15 protein-coding genes are annotated in these 17,880 nt (G+C 47.8%); 8 read left to right on the top strand and 7 right to left on the bottom strand.

The genetic code is table 11. From position 1 onward, the window contains the following. The 5 genes from A6049_RS31000 to A6049_RS30990 all read right to left on the bottom strand — a co-directional run. Positions 1-527: RNA polymerase sigma factor (locus tag A6049_RS31000; protein ID WP_095206277.1), on the bottom strand; the 527-nt coding region annotated here is incomplete at its 3' end. Between the two features lie 576 nt (positions 528-1,103). Further along, positions 1,104-1,409, bottom strand: coding sequence for a hypothetical protein (locus A6049_RS34305; protein ID WP_063568262.1), 306 nt, complete (start codon positions 1,407-1,409; stop codon positions 1,104-1,106). A 166-nt stretch (positions 1,410-1,575) separates the two neighbouring features. Continuing rightward, a complete protein-coding gene (locus tag A6049_RS33835) occupies positions 1,576-1,683 on the bottom strand; it encodes a sporulation protein YjcZ (RefSeq protein WP_197521564.1) in 108 nt (35 codons plus the stop codon). Between the two features lie 42 nt (positions 1,684-1,725). Next, positions 1,726-1,830 carry a hypothetical protein gene (locus tag A6049_RS34300; protein WP_017690880.1) on the bottom strand — a complete coding sequence of 35 codons (105 nt, stop codon included), beginning with the start codon at positions 1,828-1,830 and terminating at the stop codon, positions 1,726-1,728. Positions 1,831-2,039: 209 nt separating this feature from the next. Further along, complete coding sequence (locus A6049_RS30990) at positions 2,040-2,366, bottom strand: MTH1187 family thiamine-binding protein (protein ID WP_063568261.1); 327 nt, start codon at positions 2,364-2,366, stop codon at positions 2,040-2,042. A gap of 761 nt (positions 2,367-3,127) precedes the next feature. Here A6049_RS30990 and A6049_RS30985 point away from each other — a divergent pair. The 4 genes from A6049_RS30985 (at position 3,128) to A6049_RS30970 (ending at position 9,077) form a co-directional block, all read left to right on the top strand. Further along, the gene (locus tag A6049_RS30985) at positions 3,128-5,461 is read left to right on the top strand and encodes a ribonucleoside-diphosphate reductase subunit alpha (RefSeq protein ID WP_063568260.1); all 2,334 of its coding nucleotides are present in this window, start codon (positions 3,128-3,130) and stop codon (positions 5,459-5,461) included. A 347-nt stretch (positions 5,462-5,808) separates the two neighbouring features. After that, on the top strand, positions 5,809-6,840 hold the full coding sequence (locus A6049_RS30980) for a ribonucleotide-diphosphate reductase subunit beta (protein ID WP_024632189.1): 1,032 nt from the start codon (positions 5,809-5,811) through the stop codon (positions 6,838-6,840). 207 nt (positions 6,841-7,047) lie between these two features. Further along, positions 7,048-8,022, top strand: coding sequence for an SMI1/KNR4 family protein (locus tag A6049_RS30975; protein ID WP_063568259.1), 975 nt, complete (start codon positions 7,048-7,050; stop codon positions 8,020-8,022). 17 nt (positions 8,023-8,039) lie between these two features. After that, on the top strand, positions 8,040-9,077 hold the full coding sequence (locus A6049_RS30970) for a phosphotransferase family protein (protein WP_063568258.1): 1,038 nt from the start codon (positions 8,040-8,042) through the stop codon (positions 9,075-9,077). Between the two features lie 94 nt (positions 9,078-9,171). On the opposite strand, the gene A6049_RS30965 is transcribed toward A6049_RS30970, so the two are convergent. Then, the gene (locus A6049_RS30965) at positions 9,172-10,983 is read right to left on the bottom strand and encodes a S9 family peptidase (RefSeq protein ID WP_063568257.1); all 1,812 of its coding nucleotides are present in this window, start codon (positions 10,981-10,983) and stop codon (positions 9,172-9,174) included. A gap of 130 nt (positions 10,984-11,113) precedes the next feature. Further along, positions 11,114-11,533 carry a metallothiol transferase FosB gene (gene fosB / locus A6049_RS30960; RefSeq protein WP_063568256.1) on the bottom strand — a complete coding sequence of 140 codons (420 nt, stop codon included), beginning with the start codon at positions 11,531-11,533 and terminating at the stop codon, positions 11,114-11,116. 168 nt (positions 11,534-11,701) lie between these two features. Between fosB and A6049_RS30955 the strand changes: the two genes are divergently transcribed. The 4 genes from A6049_RS30955 (at position 11,702) to A6049_RS30940 (ending at position 17,526) form a co-directional block, all read left to right on the top strand. Further along, entirely contained in the window at positions 11,702-12,601 is a 900-nt protein-coding gene (locus A6049_RS30955; protein WP_063568255.1) for a glucose 1-dehydrogenase, read from the top strand. A 203-nt stretch (positions 12,602-12,804) separates the two neighbouring features. Next, the gene (locus tag A6049_RS30950; RefSeq protein ID WP_063568254.1) at positions 12,805-14,415 is read left to right on the top strand and encodes a gamma-glutamyltransferase family protein; all 1,611 of its coding nucleotides are present in this window, start codon (positions 12,805-12,807) and stop codon (positions 14,413-14,415) included. A 423-nt stretch (positions 14,416-14,838) separates the two neighbouring features. Then, complete coding sequence (locus A6049_RS30945; protein ID WP_063568253.1) at positions 14,839-15,846, top strand: BMP family lipoprotein; 1,008 nt, start codon at positions 14,839-14,841, stop codon at positions 15,844-15,846. Positions 15,847-15,873: 27 nt separating this feature from the next. Then, a complete protein-coding gene (locus A6049_RS30940; RefSeq protein ID WP_063568252.1) occupies positions 15,874-17,526 on the top strand; it encodes a methyl-accepting chemotaxis protein in 1,653 nt (550 codons plus the stop codon). The last annotated feature ends 354 nt before the right edge of the window (positions 17,527-17,880 follow it).

Raw genomic sequence — 17,880 nt, 5'->3', positions numbered from 1 at the left:
CGCATCGCAAGCCTGACACGGCTCTTTACCGTACCCAGCGGAATCCCGAATCTGCTGGATACCTCCTGTTGCGTTAAGCCTGCATAATAGATCGATTCAATGACCTGTTGCTGGTCACCATTCAGCTGGGACAGCGCCTCCTTGATTCGGACACCTTCCCATTTGCGCTCTATTTCTTCTTCTGTATTTGTATGTTCATCGGCATATGCCGCCAGTGTTTCGTTCTCCACTGAGGTCGTAGCTGCGCTTTTGGATTTTCGCCTCAGCATGTCCACTGCAATGTTGCGCGTAATAGCGAACATCCACGTGGTCAGCTTCCCCTGTGAGGCCTCATATCGTTCAGCATTGTTCCAAACCCGCAGGAATAATTCCTGGACAGTCTCTTCTGCTGTCATTGGATCACCAACAATCCGATAAGCAAAAGAATACACCGCCCGCTCGTAGCGGTCATATAAAAGCTCCAGTGCGGAAGCATCTCGTTCCGCAATCTGCCGCATTAACCTGCTGTCCTCTATTGATTCAGTCATGCGAGGGCCCCTTTCCGTGTCATCCCTCTTATTATAACCTACGCAGAATCATTTGAAGAGGATTACCTTATTGAAGAAAAAATTTGAAATGTTTTCGCAATTGTTTTCAAAAAAAGCTTCAACCTTCCTTTTTATTGCAAAAAATTACAGCCTGTGGTATACTCTAAGAGTTGGTATTTAAACAACCTCATATGATTTTCTGTCTTCTTTAAACCCCGGAATATTTTCTTCATGCTGCGACCGCAGCGAACATGCACATTAACCTATGAAGATTGAAGAACCTGAATCACATTAACCCGGTAGTACAGAGTTTCACAAGATGTTCCCATTCACACTGGCGCGGTCATCGGAGCCGCAAGGACAAAAGAGAGGTAGGGCTTTTGTTGTTTTGGATGTCACTTATTCTTGAGAAGATTGAAAACATACACAAAGCACCCGGAATTGGGTTCCGGGTGTTTTTTCATGTCCACTTTTAATAAAAAAATGTCCAGACAGCTAAAAGGCGCCGATACAATCTCGGCGCCTTTCATCGGAGTTGTATGGATCAACCCCCTGATACAGTTGCTGTTGTAAGATCTAGATAAACATCGTTTTGGAGATGATGACCAACAGGATGAACAGTACAAGAATCGTACCCATGGATCCCCAGCTTCCTCCGCTATGTCCATAGGAAGTTCCACAACCATGGTGATACCCATGAAGCACTGGAGCCTGATTGGGATGATGAGCGTAGCCGTAGCCATAGCCCGCTGGCATAGTTCCACAACCATATCCGTACCCATGCATTTCATGACCTGTGTATCCATGCATGTGCTCATACCCTCCCACGTATCCGTATACGTGTCCCTGTCCGTTTGGTGAATTCGGTTTTACTTCGCTCATTGTTCATTCCTCCTTAACATTTGCCTACACCCCTAAGCTATGTATTATGCCTACCTCTGGACCGGGCTATGGCCCTACTTTGACAAAATAGGCGTTTTCACTATTCCTGTAGGCTTGTCCTCAAACCAAAAAAAACCCCACCGGTTAACCGGCGGAGTTCAACATATTATACCCAGAAAGATTTAGTGATGATAACGAGAAGAATGAACAGAACCAAGATGGCACCAGTTGATGTCCAGCCGCCGTATCCTGCGCCTCCAAGTACTTCGCTCATGGAGATTCCTCCTTTACCAATGGTTTAGGTGTTAAGGGTCTATTAGATGAGGAATGCTTTGGAAATGATAACCAACAATATGAAGAGAACCAAAATGGCACCAGTCGATGTCCATGCGCCGCCGTATCCACCTACAACTCCACTCATGCAAAACCCTCCTTTTATTTGAGGTACAGTTCACTATATGCAAAAATCACACACTAGATCGGGCTCTGATTAAATTTGGGCAGGCATTACCTACGAAGCAACCATATTCTCTTTCTCTTTGAACCCATAAAATGCAAAAAACCGCAAGCCCCAAAAAGAGACTTGCAGTACATTGTATAAGACCATCTTCCTTATGCTGCTGACTTCCGTCAGTTCGGCCGTGCCTGACGGGATGAAAGTTTCTCTTGAACAGATTGCAGCTTCTGTACACTGGAGGCATCCGGTTTGTCACGACGATCGTCGATCTTGACGGATGTGGAGACACGCTGAGCTCCCGATAGAAACGGAGCTTCATGCAGAGCCGCAATTGCTGTAAATACTTCATTGAGCGGGCCTTCGATAATGGTACTCATGGAGGTCAACTGATATGTAATGCCCCGCTGGTTTTCCAATACTTTCTGCATATCCGCCACATAACTGCTCAAGCTGGTCGTCCCGGTGCCAATTGGAATTACGGTCACTTCTGCTATTGCCATTTCGCTCCGCCTTCCTTGGGCCCCGAAAGATACCGGTGCCGCTCATTTTTAGTCGATTTTTGCCTGTTTTTATTCTACCAGTTGAAGGAGCTATAATTCAAACTGACGTGATGACGTCATCTGATTTGACCAAAAATTTTTTTTGATAAATCTTCAAATCTTCCAGTCCTTTTCCTTTGCGGAATCCTGGCTTAAATGGTATACTCGGAATTACGTTTTACTGTGTTGACCCTGTTTACAAACACTATATGTTGGGTTACAGTAAGAGAACAGCAACAAAATGTAGTGAAATTAAATCACCCCACTTCTATTAGTCATCTTCTGAAATCTCGCGAAAAACAGGATGAAATCACCTCTAAAGGCACGTCCCTGTAGGTGTAAATCGCTTTCTCGAAACAGACTTGACTCGGAGGTTAACGGGGCTATTTGGACTGCACCGGTATCCTCTAATTCACAGGCGTGTCTGCTATAGACAAAAGATTACATAAGCACCCTTTCCTGTCTTTTTTTGATTCTTCAAAGACAGTAAGGAACTCAGGGCATCCATGGGCATTTTCAGCCGCGAGGCAAGGGGAATGCTTTTTATGTGACCATGTTCTGCGTGCGCTCCTATGTGCAAGATGAGGCAAGACTCGCAATTACCGCCGTTCAGTCCGCAATATGCAGCTTATATCTTTATCTCACCGTAAGAAGACACTCAATTCTTTATATAAAGAATTTCTCCAATTTATCTCTTAAACATGCGAAAGCGAGGAATATTCATGCCACAAGTTGTGACCAAGCCGAACAACCGCCAGCTTGCCTTTGATGATATGCGCATCTCGGTATATGCAGATCGTATTCTGGAAGGACTGGACATGCTGGACAAGGAACGTCTGATACGCGGGGTAAACAGCAAGCTCCGTCGTGACGAAGTTACCGGAGACGAGATCAGCAGCGCTTTTATGATGAGCGCTCTGGAACTGGTAACGAAGGAAGAGCCTAACTGGAAATTTGCAGCGGCACGCTCCCTGCTTACTTCCCTTTACAAGAAAGCGGCAACCAACCGCAGATACAAATCTTACCCGGAAGAGCCTTACGGCGCTTTCCACCCGCTTCTAGTGGATCTTGTGAAGAAAGGCATCTACCGCGAAGAACTGCTGGAATGTTACACCAAAGAGCAGATCGACGAACTTGCTGAATGCATCGATTACCGCAACGATCTGTTGTTCGACTATATCGGCTTGCTCACACTGGCAGAACGTTACCTTGCACACGATTTTGACGGAAAAGTCATGGAATTGCCTCAAGAGCGTTACATGGTTATCGCGATGTACCTGATGCATCAGGAGCCTGCTGAGAGACGTATGGACCTCGTTAAGGAAGCTTACTGGGCAATGAGCAACATGTACATGACGGCAGCTACACCTACGATGTCCAATGCGGGTAAAAAAGTGGCTGGACAACTCTCCAGCTGTTTCATTGATACCGTGGATGATTCCCTTGAGGGTATCTTTGACTCCAACACAGATGTAGCACGTCTCAGCAAAATGGGCGGCGGCATCGGCGTTTACCTCGGTAAAGTCAGAGCTCGCGGTTCGGACATCCGGGGTCACAAAAATACAAGTTCTGGCGTAATCCCTTGGATTCGCCAACTAAATAATACTGCGGTCAGCGTAGACCAACTCGGAACACGTAAAGGTGCAATCGCTGTTTATCTGGACGTTTTCCATAAAGACATTCTGGCCTTCCTCGATCTGAAGCTGAACAATGGTGACGAGCGGATGCGTGCGCATGACGTATTCCACGGCATCTGCCTGCCTGACCTGTTCATGGAGCGAGTGGCCAGCCGCGGCGAATGGAACCTGTTCTGCCCGCATGAAACGAAAAAAGTGATGGGCTGGAAAGATGAGAACGGTCGTCCACTCGGACTGGAAGATTTCTATGATGAGTCCGTAGGCGAAGGCGCGTTCCGTGAGAAATATGAGGAAGCGGTCAACCACCCGCTGTTGTCCCGGATTACGGTTCAGGCGATTGACATCATGAAACGTGTTATGAAATCCCAACTGGAAACCGGTACACCTTACATGTTCTACCGGGATACTGTTAACCGTTCGAACCCGAACAGTGCACACGGCATGGTCTACTCTTCCAACCTTTGTACCGAAATCATGCAGAACCAATCTGCAACTGTAGTTGAAAAAGAAGAGCTCGTAACCAAAGATGGACAAACCCGCATCGTGATTTCCAAAGTACCGGGCGATTTCGTAGTCTGCAACCTGAACTCCATTCACTTGGCACGTGCTGTACCTCATGATGTATTGGAGCGTCTGGTACCGATTCAGGTTCGTATGCTGGACAACGTTATCGACATCAACAACATTGAAGTGCTGCAAGCCCAATACACCAACAGTCAATACCGTGCGGTTGGTCTGGGAACATTCGGACTTCATCACCTGCTTGCTCTCGAAGGCATTCGTTGGGAATCGGAAGAAGCAGTCACATATAACGATAATCTGTACGAAAAAATTAACTATCTGCTCGTGAAAGCCAGCATGGAACTGTCCAAGGAAAAAGGACATTATCCGAAGTTCCAAGGTTCCGATTGGCAAACAGGTAAATACTTCGACCAACGGGATTACACGACAGGTGAGCGCGTAGGCGAATTCGTTACAACTGAACAATGGAAAGAACTGCAAGCCCAAGTACAACAAAACGGTGTACGTAACGCTTGGTTGTTCGCTATTGCACCAAATGGTTCAACGTCCATCATTGCCGGTTCAACAGCCAGCATTGATCCGCTTTACGAACTGTTGTCCTATGAAGAGAAAACGACATACAAGATTGCCAACCCGGCACCTGACCTGTCCGAAAAAACGATCTGGTATTACAAAACAGCGTTCATGGTGGATCAACATGCTTCCATCAATATGGCCGCTGCCCGTCAACGCCACGTCGATCAGGGACAAAGTTTCAACTTGTATGTTCGTCCAGATATCAAAGCAACGGAATTCCTGGAACTGCATCTGCACGCCTGGAGAGCCGGCATTAAATCAACTTATTATGTCCGCAGTCGGGCATTGACTATTGAAGAATGCGATTCTTGCGCAAGCTAAGTTTTATCGTGATGCTGAAAGCTCACTAGATCTACGATGACTACCAGGGCATCCTGTTTTGAATGCAAAATGGCGTTGCCCTGGTACTTTTTTGCCCAAAACACGATCACAACATCATGAGATGTTGATATAGATGCTACATTACAGCCCCTAATATATAAGTTGAAATAATATTACACGATAACGGAGAGGACAGAAAAAAACTGGAGAAGCGAAGCGCTCGCCTTTATCACCGGATTTCTCCCATTTAGAAAAGGAGTTAAAGAAATCTGGGGATAACAGCGATCGGAAGGTTGTTCTGTCATCGTAGTTATACAGTGTAAATTCATTCAAGGAGTGAACGGATTATGCAATTGCAGAAAATTTTCAATACCGAAGCGCCTAACCAGTCTACCCGTATCATTGAAGGGGAATGCTCAGGCATTCTGAACTGGAACGATATTCGTATGCCTCATATGTACAAACTGTACAAAGTACTGCTGCTCAACCACTGGATCGCGGATGAAATTCCAATGTCCAAGGATGCTTCCCAATTTGCCCAATTGGATCCGGAAGAACAGCGTACATTTAAAGTCAACATCTCCCTGCTCGCTGTATTGGACTCCATGCAAACGATGTTTGTAGGTGACGTGAAACGTTATTTCACGGATTCCTCACTGGAAGCAATCTCGGCAATCATTGGACAACAGGAAGTTGTACACAACCAATCGTACTCTTACGTTCTGTCCTCCATCGTGTCCGATCGGGAGCAAAAGGAAATCTTTGAATACTGGAAACATGATCCGGTGCTGCTTGACCGTAACCGGTTCATCGCCGACATCTACCAAACCTTCCGGGATAACCCGTCTCCACAGACGTTCTTCCAGGCCATGGTAGCCGATCTGGTACTTGAAGGTATCTTCTTCTATAGTACATTTGCCTTCTTCTACAACCTGGCCCGTGACCAGAAGATGATGGCAACCAGCCAAATGATCTCTTATATTCAGCGCGACGAGAACCAACACTGCTACTTCTTCGCTGAAGTGTACAAACAGTTGCTGGTGGACTTCCCTGAACTGAACACACCTGAGAACATGGACTATGTGTACAAAACGATCAACCGTGCCGTTGAACTCGAAACCAACTGGGCACACTACACTCTCAGCAACGTACGCGGGATTGACCTGAACGAGTTGGAAGACTACATCAAGTACATCGCCAACAAACGTTTGCGCCTGATGGGTATGGAAAAAGCATATGAAGGCGTGGATGTAAACTGCATGCCTTGGATCAAACCTTTCTCCGACGAAGCACTGAATGCTACGAAAACAGACTTCTTCGAAGCCAAATCCCGTAACTACGGCAAAGTCGGCGACGATAACGGATTTGACGATCTGTAAGTTGATTGATACAGTGAGCGTAATTTAATGAACGCAATCTAATAAAAATGCACAACACTCCCCTTGTTGAAATGTCTTGATGGCTTTCTGCTTGTGGGAGTGTTTTTTTATATGCGACTGGATAGGATACTGTACCCATCCATCCTGCCAGCTTGTAAGATATAATGGAAAGAGGTTCACATTCCCCTATTGAAATGAGGCATAGTGATGGAAAGAGAACTGCTGGAGCAACTAAACAAATGGCATGAACAGGACCAGTTCAGTCTTATTATTGAACGTATTCAACAAATCCCCGAATCGGAACGGGATTATGAGCTGATTGGACAACTTTCCAGAGCGTATAACAATGAAGGTCGTTACCGTGAGGCTGTCCAACAGTTACTATTTATCCATGGGCAGGGAGCGAGTGACCCACTATGGCAGTACCGGTTGGGTTACGCTTATTATCATATGGCCATGTACGAGCAGGCAATCAAAGCTTTTGAGATGGCAAACGAGCTCTTGCCCCATGACGAATCGACCATCGAATTTCTCGAATGGACACGGCCCAAAGCTGAAAAAATGCAACAGGATCGACAGCGCCATCAAGAGATATTGTTGGAATTGGAGCACAGTGGCAGGCTGAACAATCTTAGAGCTGCTTCCGGGTCCTACGATCCGACTTCATTCTGGGAACACAGCGAATATGCGTTGGAAAGTTATGTATCTTCACCTTTTGACGAGGAGATGATCCAAACCATTGAAAAGGAGCTAGGCTACAAATTACCTGCCTCCTATATCCAGTTAATGAACACACAGAACGGTGGAATCCCCGCACACACTGTTTTCCCAACCAAAGAAGCTACTTCATGGGCTGAAGACCATATCGCCATTACGGGGATTATGGGCATTGCACGGGACAAGTCCAATACACTGGGCGGAGAATTTGGAAGCCGTTTCATGATTGAAGATTGGGGATACCCTGATCTTGGTGTTGTGATCTGTGATTGTCCGTCTGCCGGACACGATGTAGTGATGCTGGATTATCGATTCTGTGGCCCTGAAGGCGAACCTGCTGTGGTTCATGTGGATCAGGAAGACGATTATGAGATTACATATCTGGCGCCTAATTTTGAAACTTTTATTCGCGGATTGGTTGATGCCGATACGTTTGATCTGTCTGACGAAGAGGATGAAGACTGAGATCGCAGGAGGGGCTTATGACAACCCGTATTTATTTTGGCTCCAATAAACTTGGTGAGATTGAGCAAGCATCCTTGCAAAAGGCGCTTCATGATTGCAATCTGGGAGCGCTTATAGATTATAAGCGAACCGATGAGGGTGTGATGGGTCAGACACTTTTTATTCGCTCTTCAGAGGGAGAATATATTCTGAAAGGCAACCCGTTATATGCAGGACAACTTCAGGAAGAGCAGTTCTTTGTAGAACAGCTGAGAACCCACACCAACATTCCTGTACCTGATCCATATTTATTACATGAAGATACCGACATATTGGACTGGAGCTATGCCATCATGCCCCGATTACCTGGAATGCACCTGCATGATCCGTCATTACAGGCTTCACTTTCACAGGAGGATCAGGAGAAGATCGCTACGATGCTTGCCCACTCCTTAGCAGAACTACACCGTTGGAAGGTCCCTGATGCGGGAGAGTATGATCCTGTAGCAAAGCAGATCGTTCCCTTTGCGGGCAAATATCTGGACTGGCTGTATGGGACAATCCATCACTGGCTGCAGGATGCTGCAAAGTACTCCGTGATAACAGACGAAGATACACAGTGGGTGGACGAGCAATTAAAAAACGCTGAATCTGCATTTCACTCCATGCCTGTTCCCGGATTTGTGATGGGTGATTTTAAGGTCGAGAACTTTGTGATTCAGAGGAATGGTGATAGCCTTGCTTCGGACTGGCAGATTAGTGGTCTGTTTGATTTTACAACGGCCTATTTTGGAGACGGAACAGCTGACTTAACCAAAATGACAGCCATGTATGTACGAGAAGGTCAACCCGAACTTGCCAAACGATTCCTTCACGGTTACCGGGAGGTTGTCTGCGCAGCAGATACGGAGCGATACCAGCACTTTGCAACACGTCTTAGGGTGCATCTGCTCTATCAGCGCATTTTGTTATGGGGTGAATGCAAAGCAACAGGCCGAGTGACCTGGGCAGCGGATATGCCTTTTGCAGATTGGGCGGAGCAGTACATGGATTCGGTAATTGCTTTACTGGATTAACACAACAAAAAACCGCCAGAAGGATGAGATGCACTCACTCCTGGCGGTTTTCTCAAACCATCATATATTTAAATCGGTAATATGCATATATGAATTACGGTTGTGCAACCGGCACTTCCTGATGTTTCTGCAAAAACTCCAGCATCCGCCGATACACGAGAATCTCATTCGTTTTTCTGGAGAAGCCATGGCCTTCATCATCCAGAACGATGTATTCCACGTCTACCCCTTTCCCCTGCAACGCGGCCACGATCTGATCCGATTCCGCCTTCACGACCCTTGGATCATTGGCCCCTTGAATGACCAGCATCGGGTTGACCATCTGGTCCAGATACGTAATCGGTGAATCCTTCGTTAAGCGTTCGCGGTCACGGACCGGATCACCCAGCCAGTTGTCCATCATCGGTTTCCAGTCTTCCGGCACAGATTCCAGGAATGTGAACAGGTTACTTGGCCCAAAAATATCAACCGCAGCGCGGAATAATTCCGGGTGACGCCCTGCCAGCAGCAAGGTCATATACCCGCCGTAACTACCCCCTACCACGAACAGGCGATCCGGTGATGAGATACCCTCGTCAAACAGCCAGTTTATACCGGCAACACAGTCTAACCTTGGGCCCTCGCCCCAATCTCTCTCGACCATTTTGCCAAACTCGGCGCCATATCCAGTGCTTCCCCGGAAGTTCGGAGCAAAAATATGATAACCCTGAGCCAGCATCATTTGGAACATCGGACGGAAGAATTTTGCTTCCGATGCCTGTGGCCCGCCATGCGGCCAAAATACCGTGTAACCATTAGCATGTTCCGGCTTCGCTTTGAAAAAAAGCGCTTCGATCTCCAGTCCGTCGTAGGAGTTATATCGAATGACATCCGGGTAGACGAGATCACTCGGATTAAGCCCCGTGACCCGATTCGCAGTCAACGGTTCCCAGGACTCACTACCTGTCATCAACCGATAGATATTATGCGGCTGGACAGCTCCACGCCCCGAAATATACACGTTGCCAGCCTTGGTAACCGTCACATGTTCTACGGTGTCCAGTGGCATGGCCACACGCCGAGGCTGCTCGGAACCTTTGTCCAGCGCGTACATCCGATTCTCGGGACCCGTAAACGTCCAGAAGTATAACGTCTCTGAATCCTTATGCCAGCGGATGATATCCACGTCTTCTCCCTCCACTTTGCACAGAGGACGAAACTCATGAGTATCCAGCCGGTATTCGGCCACATAGGTGTACGGTTCGTTATCATTTGTAATCATCAGAAGCCGATTATTGTCTGCAAATAGGACATACGAAACCTGACTCTGTTGCTCGGAGACCGGAATAATGGATTCTGACTCACCGTTCCGGTATACATATGCTGTCTGGTAGGTATTGGAGTATACATTCAAGATTACATAGGCTTGTTCATCCGAACTCACAGCAATCAGATTGCTTGTGACCTCTTCCCCTTGATGCAAGAGCTCATCCTCTCCCGTTTCCAGGTTCATCCGGCGTGAGTTGAGATAGTTCGGGTTATCCTTACTTGTCATATAATAAAGACGCTGTCCATCCTCGGACAGATGAGAGAAATAACAACGATCATTGGGCTCTGCCGGAACAACAGGAAATGGGACTCCGCCTTCCGGTTTAAGTGCATACAGATGATAATTCTCATCCCCGTCCCGATCAAACGCCGTGAGAATATGACGTCCTTCTGGGTCTGGTTGGATAAACTGGCTGCTCTGATTCAAATACGTCAAAGGATACGGGTAGCCACCCGGCAGATCCATCGCCCAGATATTGGGCTGGCCGTTCAGATTGCTGTCAAAAAACAAACGTTTCTCGTCGGCCGATACGACAAAATGGGAAATGCGATACGTCTGGAAATACTGTTCTACATCCGGTTTGGGAAACTGAATCATGACAAACCTCCTTGAGTATGAACGAAGTATCAAACAGTGGTAAATTAAGGGTATATTTGTCCATATTATATGTACATCCATTGTTTGCACAATAGATATGTCATATTTTTTTCCATTTCAGCTCATTCGATTACGTATAAAAGGTCATATGGGGTTTATCCTCACGGTAATAGTCAAGTCTCTGCTTCATATTTCCGGTATGTAGCTCGAACAAATGACCATCGGGATCGGTAAAATAAATGGATAATGCATCCTTCGGATCGCGTGGTCTTCTGGGAAGAATGTCAGCCCCGGCTGCTCGCAGCTGCTGCACAGACTCGTCGAATTCCTCTTCTTTTACGGTAAATGCAATATGTGTATACGTTCGTTCCGTATAGTTGCGAATGACGTCTTCCTGATTCAAAGCGATCCAAAGTCCGGCAAGTTCGAAATATGCCAGCTTCCGGCCTTTCACCTGAATACGGGCACCGAGAGCCTGCTCATAAAAGGTAATGGACCGTTCCAGATTGGATACGGAAAAGCACAGATGATTAATTCCCTGAATATTCATTTGGCTCCTGACACCTCCACATTTTAATGAACTGTTGCAATTAATACATCCTTATTATGGTATATTTTGCACCAAAAACAAATGCCCTTCTTCCTCCTGTCGCACCTTCTTCTGGGCGAATGCATAGTTTAGGCATATGAACGAACGTGCGAGGGGGATGTAAACCGAATGAATCCTGTCTATCCTTTTTACGGTGAGAAAACGGTGTGCAAGCCACAAAAGCTGGCTTTCCCACCCCAGCATCAGGACCAGCAGCCAGGTCTGGAAACTCTGATGGTGCCTGAACCGATCAGCGAAGATCCTGCTTATATTGGCAGCTGCAAGCTAGAAGGCAAGGTTGCGATTATTACCGGTGGTGACAGTGGAATCGGCAGAGCGGCAGCTATTGCTTTTGCCAAGGAAGGTGCAGATATCACCATCGCTTATCTATATGAACGGACCGACGCCGAAAGGACACGTGAACGCATTGAAGAGCTGGGACAACGGTGTCTATTAATCGAGATTGATCTGCGGTTAAAGAAAAACTGTGAGGCTGTCATCCGAACGACCATGGAAACCTTCGGAAAGATCGACGTCCTGGTCAACAATCATGGCGTGCAGTACGTACAGCCAAGCATTGTCGATATTACGGAAGAACAGCTGTACCATACGTTCCAGACGAATGTGTTTGCCTACTTTTTTCTGATTCAGGCGGCTCTCCCACATCTGTGCAAAGGAGCATCCATCATCAATACGGCTTCCATTACGGCCTATAAAGGTGAAGTGCAACTGATCGATTACTCTTCCAGCAAAGGGGCTGTGGTCTCTCTGACACGGGTACTCGCCAAATCGCTCGCATCCGAAGGAATCCGGGTGAATTGCGTGGCTCCTGGACCCATATGGACACCACTCATTCCATCCAGCTTCTCCGCTGAAGACGTGCAGGTATTTGGAACCGAGACGCCGATGGGCCGGGCAGGCCAACCTTATGAACTAGCAGCTGCCTACGTCTATCTCGCTTCCCGCGACTCCTCCTATGTCACTGGTGAGTGCATTCATGTCAATGGCGGCGATATGGTAACGACCTAGTCATCTGGAGAACACCTCATATCTTGGAAAAAATACATTGGCACTGATATGAATGCAACTGTATCCTCCCCGTTCACGGGCTATGTCAGGTTGGATTTCGCGTTGGCAGCAGGAGATCACGTTACCTGTTCCGAAGAGGGTTAGGAGTAATTGATCCGGCGAGCCGGAACCTGACATCTTGCGACAAGGAGCTGAACAACCTGATGAACTACGATCCACTCTACCAACCGTATCCGTCTTATCGTGTGCCCGTTTATGCCAAAAAAGGCATGGTCGCCACTTCACAACCTTTGGCTGCACAAGCGGGTATGGATGTGTTAAAAAAGGGCGGCAACGCCATCGATGCCGCTATCGCCACCGCTGCTGCACTCACCGTGCTGGAGCCAACGTCCAATGGCATTGGGGGCGATGCCTTTGCCCTCGTCTGGACCGAGGGCAAATTGCATGGCCTGAATGCCAGTGGGCCTGCGCCTCAGAGTATATCGATTGAGGCGCTCAAAGCGGCAGGCCATTCGGAGATGCCTAAGCTGGGGGTCATCCCGGTGACGGTGCCTGGCGCACCGGCGGGTTGGGCTGAGCTGAGCCGCCGATTCGGACGGCTTACGCTGGCGGAAGCGCTGGAACCGGCTGTCCGCTACGCGGAAGAAGGTTACCCGCTTGCGCCGGGGCTGGCCCGCCATTGGGCACGGGCAGCCGATATCTACGCACGCCAAGGCGATGCGGAAGCCGGGCGTGCGTGGTTTGAGACGTTTGCCCCAGGCGGGCATGTTCCAGCCGTGGGCGAGATGTGGCGTTCGCCGGATCATGCGGCAACACTGCGCCGGATTGGTGAGACCGGTGCGCGAGACTTCTATGAAGGCGAACTTGCGGAGCGTATTCATTCTTTTATGGCAGAACACGGAGGTTACCTGACCAAAGAAGATCTGGCTGCATTCCAACCTGAGTGGGTTGATCCGATCTCGGTCTCCTATCGCGGATATGACGTATGGGAGATCCCACCGAACGGTCAGGGGCTGATTGCTCTGGCAGCACTCAATCTGTTAAAGGGATTTGATTTTGAAGAAAAGGAATCCGTTCTGGCATACCACAGGCAGTTGGAAGCCATGAAGCTTGCGTTTGCCGATGGGGAAAAATACATTACCGAGGAACGCAAGATGGGCGTATCGGTGCAGGAATTATTATCCGAAGCGTATGCAGACGAACGGCGCAAGCTCATTGGTGATGTGGCACTTCCGCCTGAAGCGGGCGACCCAAGGGCAAGTGGAACGGTGTATCTTGCAACGGCAGATGGTGAGGGCAACATGGTTTCCTTCATTCAGAGCAATTATATGGGCTTCGGCTCCGGGCTGGTTGTGCCAGGCACAGGCATTGCCCTGCAAAACCGGGGGCATAATTTCTCGCTTGATCCCGATCACGCCAACGCATTGGAGCCAGGCAAACGGACATTTCATACAATCATTCCGGGCTTCCTCACACGTGGTGATGAAGCAGTCGGACCATTCGGGGTCATGGGCGGTTTCATGCAGCCCCAGGGTCATGTGCAGGTCGTCATGAATACGGTGGACTTCCACCTCAATCCACAGGCTGCGCTCGATTCTCCGCGCTGGCAGTGGACCAAAGGCAAAACGATTCTGGTTGAGCCTGGATTCCCTCAACATATTGCACAGGCACTTGCCCGCAAAGGGCATGATATACAGGTCGCCCTCGATCCGTCGATGTTTGGACGCGGCCAGATCATCTGGCGCAACCCGGACAACGGCGTATTGTGCGGCGGCACGGAAAGCCGGGCAGATGGCTCGGTAGCAGCGTGGTAATACGTTGCAAGTGCAGCTGAATGAGAGTGGGAACGTAATGCTCAGGAATATTGCATATGCTGCGGGAACCGGGAAAACCGTTCATATATATGAATTTTTTGATTCATGATATGTAGTCATTCATCATTCGTTTGGTTTCAAGGAAAGGGTAAAGAAGAGATCTAATCGGTCTCTTCTTTACCCTTTTTTTGTCTTTCTTTTTCCCGTTGACCAGCAAGACGTAGTACAGGTTCAGTATAGAATTCATGCCTCTTCAGATGTAAATTCTATGTATAATTTATGGGTTTCATTGGATTTTTATTGAGTTTTCGTAAATTTTCATCCTTACCCATTATAGAGACTCTGCTCTCGTCCGATATACATATAGAGGAATTGCTCACCTCACACGTCATCTCCATCTTATAGAAAAGAGGGCATACGCACATGAAAACACAAGGTAAAATCAAATTCGGGTTCACCATGATGATGGTTCTAGTTGTTCTGATGCTGGGAGCATGTTCGGCAACCGATAAAGTGTCCCCCGCAGATCAGCGAACTAAAGTCGGAATCGTTCTTACGGATGTCGGCTTGGGTGATCATTCTTTCAGTGACGCATCTTTTGAGGGATTGGTACAGGCAAGAAACGAGAACAGTATTGTTTTTGATTACAAGGAACCGGGAAAGGATTTGACATCCGAGGCAGCTTTTGAGCAATTTGCGAAGGATAAAGTTGATCTGATTATTGGTTTAAGCGACACGATAAAAACCGATCTGGAGAAGGTTGCTCAGAAGTATCCCGATCAGCACTTTCTCATCATTGACGGGCATTCCGATCTCCCCAATGTGACCTCCATGTCCTTCAAAGCAGAAGAAGGCAGCTATCTTGCAGGTATCATTGCTGGCTTTGCAACAACCGAAGACCATGTAGGCTTCTTGGGTGGAATGGATATTCCGGTGCTTCACGATTTCCAGCAAGGTTTTGAGCAAGGTGTAAAGGCGGCTAATCCGGATGCCACAGTCCATGTCGTGTACGCCGGGGATTTCGGCAATCCTGATCTTGGAGGAAAACTCGCGGCGCAGATGATTCAGGAACAGCGTGTTGATGTCATTTACGTTGCTGCCGGACTTACCGGCATAGGCTCACTTTCGGAGATTCAGAGATTAGGTAAATACGCCATTGGCGTGGACCAGGATCAGTTCTTTTTAGCAGAAAAAGCAGTACTCACTTCCATGCTCAAAAATGTAGATGTCTCTCTTCATAACGCCATTAATACGTTCATTCAGAACCAGCATTCATTTCCCGAAAAAGAAATGTTCTATGGTCTGGCAGAAAACGGCGTAGGTTTAACTGCCCTACATAACATCACACTCACGGACGAACAACAGCAAACGTTCGAAGATTTGAAAGCACAGATCGCTTCCGGCAAAACCAAAATTACCCTAGATCAATAAACCAATTGCTAATATGGAGGCACGCTTATGAAATTGCAGGGAAAGCTGATAATGAATGCCGTAGTATCGTTACTGTTATGCCTTTTGCTTGTAGCCTATATCATTATTCAATTGCTGAGCATGAATGCCAAAAATCAAAATCTGGTGCCTGCCATGCTGAAGGTCACGGAGCTGAACGCTAACCAGATACAGACCGAGCAGGCGCTCGATGTGTACTCGTTCTCCATGACAGCTGGCAATCAGGATAATGTTGCACGCTTGCTGAATGAAGGTAAAACCATGGTAAAGCAGCTCACAGAAGGCTTGCTGGAAACGGATGAACAGCTTCGCCTGATACAATCGATCCAAACCAAATTAACAGCTCTGGACACGGGCGCCACCGAAGCCATCACAGCCATGAACAGTTCGGACGCCAAACGTTTCAGCTCACGGGTCAAAGGCATACAAAATGATATCTATATGCTGGATGAGGTGACCCGGGATCGATATGACCAATACACAGTAGATCTTGAACAAGACATTCAGCGGACCTGGCAGATTGCCCTCGCCGGAGCCATCATCCTGCTTGTCGCTGTGCTGGTGTTCAACATGTACACTTCACGAAAATTGGCGAGACGCATCCGCAGCTTGAAGGAAGCAGCAGGACAAATTGCGAACGGTGATCTGACGCAGCAGCTTCCGGAGACACGAGGCAAAGATGAATTGGATGACTTAAACCGCTCCTTCCGCCTTATGACGGGGAATATTCGCAGTATCATTCAATCTATCGGTGCGGCAGGAAACCGTGTTGATGGGATGGCACAGGACATTGACCGCGGTAATGATACTGTGCAAGCCATTGTGCAGCAAGTATCCCGAACGACCGAAGAGCTATCGATTGGCAGTCAGAAAATTGCTGAGGATCTTAGTGACACGGTTATGGTTGTGGACAAGATGCAGCATATGTTTGAAAGCAATCTTCAGGCGACTTCACAATCGGCCATCTATGGTAACGAAGTTTTGACTTCCGTGCAGGAGGGACACATCGCCGTACAGGAACAGCTTCGTCTGGCTGAAGTAAACCGGATTGCCATGTCTGAGGTAGAAAAGACTGTCCAGGAATTGGAGGAGAGTGCCTCCCGGATCGCAACCATGACTGCTTATGTATCAAGCATCGCTACGCAGACAACCCTTCTGTCTCTGAACGCCTCCATCGAAGCGGCACGTGCAGGTGAAGCCGGACGCGGCTTTGCTGTCGTCGCGGGGGAAGTGAAGAAACTGGCCGAGCAATCCGAGCAATCGGTACAACATATCTTTGGGGCTGTCGGCGAAATCACAACGGCTATGGGCAAAGTGAAAAACTCTGTGACACAGAGCATTCAGCTCTTTGCAGAACAGGAGCAGGCCACCGGAAAAACCGGCGAATCCTTCTCTGGTATTCGTCACAGTGTAGAGCGAATCAGCACAAGTATTAACCAGCTTACGGAAGACATGCAGCAGTCCAGTGAACTTAGCGCACAGGTTCAACAGGCGATTGAAAATATCAGTGCCATTACGGAACAATCGGCTGCAAGCAGTGAGGAAATTACAGCTTCTACGGCCGAGCAACAACGTTCGTTCGCCGAAGCAAGCACTAAGGTGAAAACCCTGCGGGATATCAGTGCAGAGATGCATCAGGAGCTTTTACGGTTCCGGTTGTAGTTTAACCATGATAAAAGAATGAAGAGAAGCGTCTGTACCGAAGGTTGAAAGGAACTTCCTTTCTCGGGTCGAAGCGCTAATCCATTCTAACGAATCGACCACACCTTAATTAGAGGATTTGGGTCGAATGCACAGATTAACGAACTTCAGTCACGTTATTCTCGTTATAATGGTACAAACTTGGGCCAGAACCTGCCGATCAGTGAAATCACGTCGCTGGGATTCTAGCGCAGATTAATGGAAAATGCAGCTCATAGCGTGTTTGATTCGTTAAAAGTTAATACCACTAAAAAGGGATGTCCTCGTCATGTTTATGACTATGGACATCCCTTTCTTAATGTTATGAGTGGTTTA

Origin of the sequence: Paenibacillus sp. O199 (assembly GCF_001636635.1) — a bacterium.
Taxonomy (GTDB): domain Bacteria; phylum Bacillota; class Bacilli; order Paenibacillales; family Paenibacillaceae; genus Paenibacillus; species Paenibacillus marchantiae.
Note: the sequence above shows the minus strand (reverse complement) of the source record. Positions and strands in the feature narration are given on the sequence as shown.